4 protein-coding genes and 1 pseudogene are annotated in these 3215 nt (G+C 62.3%); 1 reads left to right on the top strand and 4 read right to left on the bottom strand.

Annotated elements, in window-relative coordinates:
* A partial coding sequence (locus AWB67_RS35525; protein ID WP_235025550.1) for a 4'-phosphopantetheinyl transferase family protein occupies positions 1–573 on the bottom strand: 573 nt, incomplete at its 3' end.
* A gap of 85 nt (positions 574–658) precedes the next feature.
* On the bottom strand, positions 659–1180 hold the full coding sequence (locus AWB67_RS35520; protein ID WP_235025549.1) for an RNA polymerase sigma factor: 522 nt from the start codon (positions 1178–1180) through the stop codon (positions 659–661).
* 16 nt (positions 1181–1196) lie between these two features.
* Between AWB67_RS35520 and AWB67_RS35515 the strand changes: the two genes are divergently transcribed.
* Positions 1197–1517, top strand: coding sequence for a YgaP family membrane protein (locus tag AWB67_RS35515; protein WP_235025548.1), 321 nt, complete (start codon positions 1197–1199; stop codon positions 1515–1517).
* 37 nt (positions 1518–1554) lie between these two features.
* Here the strand turns inward: AWB67_RS35515 and AWB67_RS35510 are convergent, their stop codons facing one another.
* Together AWB67_RS35510 and AWB67_RS41165 are read right to left on the bottom strand one after the other, a co-directional pair.
* Entirely contained in the window at positions 1555–3012 is a 1458-nt protein-coding gene (locus AWB67_RS35510) for an efflux transporter outer membrane subunit (RefSeq protein ID WP_200822399.1), read from the bottom strand.
* A pseudogene (locus AWB67_RS41165) lies at positions 3009–3215 on the bottom strand (EmrB/QacA family drug resistance transporter); the annotation flags it as partial. The pseudogene AWB67_RS41165 and the gene AWB67_RS35510, both read right to left, overlap by 4 nt.

The following is a 3215-nucleotide window of genomic DNA, read 5'->3' as shown; positions in this document are numbered from 1 at the left end:
GGATTGCACTTCGACCACATGTTGCAGGCGCAGCGCAGCGAACGAAACGATCCAGTGCCCGGCGCACAACCCTGTTTCCAATGCTGAACTCGCCAGTGCCAGACCGGAACCGGTTGCCTTGAGGCACGCCTCCTTCCGGGTCCAGCCTCGGAGAAATGCGCTGTTCATGTCTCCCTTTGGCACCCTGGAAAATTGTTCGCGTTCGGATGGAGAAAAATGAACGCGCGCGATCTCCAACACGTTGGCAAACTCTCGTGGGCACTCGATGTCGATGCCGACTTCGCCGTTGCGGGAAACAGCGACAAGTGCGACGTCGTCGCAGTGGCTGAGATTGAAATGAATTCCATATCGGGCATCGATCTGCGGCTTGCCGAATGGACCGTAACTCATGACGATATCGCGGGGAGCCAGGCCTGTTTGCATCGCCAGGATTTCCCGCAACGCCACGCGCGCCGCGAGGTAGCGCCGCGCGTGCACCTCATAAACGAAGCGCTGCGCTTTCGCGAGTTCGGAGCTTGCCAGTTGATCCAGTTCAGCCGCCGAGGGTCGTTGTTGCAGCGAAGCTTTCCACACCTGCGTGCACCCTTCCATGCAAGGCGCAAGGCGCGTAATGAGTGATGAGCGGGACGTCAGCATGTCATTTTTGAACGCGACCGCGTTAACTCGCATCGCTTACATGATATTGCCCCGCTGATAACCGCTCGCGCATAAGACTGCGCGCCCGGTGCAGCCGGCTCTTGGCTGCCTCCACCGTGATGCCCAGGTGAGCCGCGGCCTCGGGAGCAGTCCATTCGTTGACGTCGCGCATGATGAGGATCTCGCTGTACGCCGGCGGCAGCGCGGCGATGGCGGCAATGAGATCCTGGCGCAGTTCATCCCGCGCGTGGGCGGCTGGCAGCGATGCTTCAAGCTGCTCGTCGATCGGCTGCGTGTTCTTAAGCGCTCTGAACGTACGGAAACATTCGCGTTCGATGATGCGAAAGATCCATACGGCGAATGCCGACACCGTGCGAAGGTCCCCGATGTTCCTATGCATCTTCCACAAGGCCACCTGAACGGCGTCTTCGGCATCTTCGCTGGTGGCGCACACTCTTCGCGCAAAGCGCTTGAGGTCCGGTCGCGAGTGCGTAAGCAGCATCTCGAGCGCCGATGAGTCACCATTGCATGCGGCTTCGACCACTTCAGGATCTATCTTCATGCCGGACCTCGCAGGCGTGAAAAAAATTGAATCCTTTTGGCTTCGACACGGCTCTTGCATAGGTGGGCTTCGTCCACCAAACCATATCGACCAGAAAGGAACGTCTATGTCTACCCTCTTTTTTCAAAAGAACCTGCCGGTGTGGGAGCGCTCCCTGCGGACCATCGTGGGCCTGGCCGTCGTGATCGGAGCCTTCCTCGTGCCGTTGGAGCCGTGGCTCAAATGGGCGCTGGCGGCCTCGGGCGCATCGTTCGTCGCAATGGGCTTCATCGGATTTTGTCCGATGTGCGCCATGGCGGGCCGCAAGTTGAAGAGCTGAACGAGCCCCCGCACTCACCTCGTGAGGCGGGCATCTCTCAACGGTACGACTGGGCGGCCGAGACGGCCTCGTCCGCCTTCCAGCCGCCTCCGACGGCACGCACCAGTTGAACGCTCGTCACCAGCGATTGCGAGCGGTTTTGCAGCATCGCCCTTTCGATCGAGAGGATCGTGCGTTGCGATTCCAACACGTCGAAGTAGTTGCCCAGGCCTTTGTCGAAGCGGAACTTGGCGACTGCCTCGGCGCGACGGGCAGCGTCGAGGGCCTTTTGCCGCTGTTCGAGCGCCGCTTCGTTTGAGGAGACCTCCGTCAATGCGTCGTCGACTTCCTTGAGCGCCAGGAGCAGCTTGCTCTTGTGCGCCGCCACGGCCTCCTGGTAGCGTGCATCCGCCGCGGCCAGATTCGCCTTGTTCCTGCCGCCATCGAAAATCGGAAGCGAAATGGCGATCGGCCCGAACGAGAATTGCTGCCCGTTCGTCAGATTGCGAAGCTCCATCGACGCGAAGCCGAAATTGCCCGTCAGCTTGATAGTGGGATAGAACGCGGTCTCGGCGATGTTCCTGTCGGCGATGGAGGCACGGATGTTCTGAGCGGTCGCGGCCAGGTCCGGGCGACGCGCGAGAATGTCCGCCGGCACACCGGGCGCCATCCTCGGCGGCGCTGGCAGCAGGAAATCGCGCTTCGCGTCCGAGAAGGAAGGCGGCACCGAGAAATTCGCGATCGGGCGCCCGGTCAGGGTCGCCAGGCTGTGCTCATTGAGGTCACGCCGCTTGCGCGCTTCCTCGAGTTCCGCCGCGGCGGTCGCGACATCGGAGCGCGCCCGGGCCAGTTCCAGTTCTCCAATCAGGCCGCCCTTGTACTGCGACGCCATCACCTGCTCGGTTTCCGAGCGCGACTGCCGGAACGCCTGCAGGATCGCCAGGTCGAGTTCCGCCGACCGCATTTGCCAATAGAACTGGACCACCTCGGCGCAGAGGATGAGCATGTAGGAGTCGACCTCGATCTTGGCGAGCTCGACCTTGGTGTTGGCCACCGTGACGGCGTTGGCCACGCGCCCCCAGACGTCCGGTTCCCAGGCCACCGAGGCTCCGACCGCATACTCCCTGCCCTTGATGGACTGCTGCCCCAGCGCCTCGCCAAACGGCGTGAACTGCGACGTGTGCGAGTAGCTGAATCCCGCGTTGGCGTCGACGCGCGGCAGGAAGCCAGCCGAAGTGCCCTTGACCTCTTCGCGCGCCGCCCGCAACCTCGCAAATGCGACATCGAGGTTGGGATTGTTGTGCAGAGTCGTCTCGACCAGGCTGTTCAGGACGTCGTCATGGTAGACCTTCCACCACTCGCCTTGTACGGAAGCGGCTGCCGGGTCGCCGCCCTTGAAGCGCGCGGGCGTCGCGACGGGTCCCTCGATTGGCGTCAACGGGCCCGTGGCGCAACCGGCCTGCAGCAGCAGGACGAAGCAGAGCGGTAGCCAGCGTCTTTGATTGCTTGCCATCATTTTCCCCCTCCCGCAACGACCCGGTCCGACAGCCAGAGGACCGCGATGGAAGCAGCCAGAACAAGGCTCAACACGAAGAAACAGTCGTTGTAGGCCATCACGAACGATTCGCGTCTGACGAGTCTCGCGATCGTCGCGAACGCCTGGTCGCCTATGTCGGCAGCGTTGCCGGCGTCGCGCGAGAAAGCGGACGACAACAGATC

Origin of the sequence: Caballeronia terrestris (assembly GCF_001544515.1) — a bacterium.
GTDB lineage: Bacteria > Pseudomonadota > Gammaproteobacteria > Burkholderiales > Burkholderiaceae > Caballeronia > Caballeronia terrestris.
The sequence above is the reverse complement of the archived record's forward strand: the minus strand, read 5'-3'. Positions and strand labels throughout refer to the sequence as shown.

What these genes read in the sequence shown, in the direction of transcription:
- AWB67_RS35515 (WP_235025548.1), top strand. Translation starts at nt 1,197, where the DNA reads ATGCCGGACCTCGCAGGCGTGAAAAAAATTGAATCCTTTTGGCTTCGA.
- AWB67_RS35510 (WP_200822399.1), bottom strand. Translation starts at nt 3,012, where the DNA reads ATGATGGCAAGCAATCAAAGACGCTGGCTACCGCTCTGCTTCGTCCTG.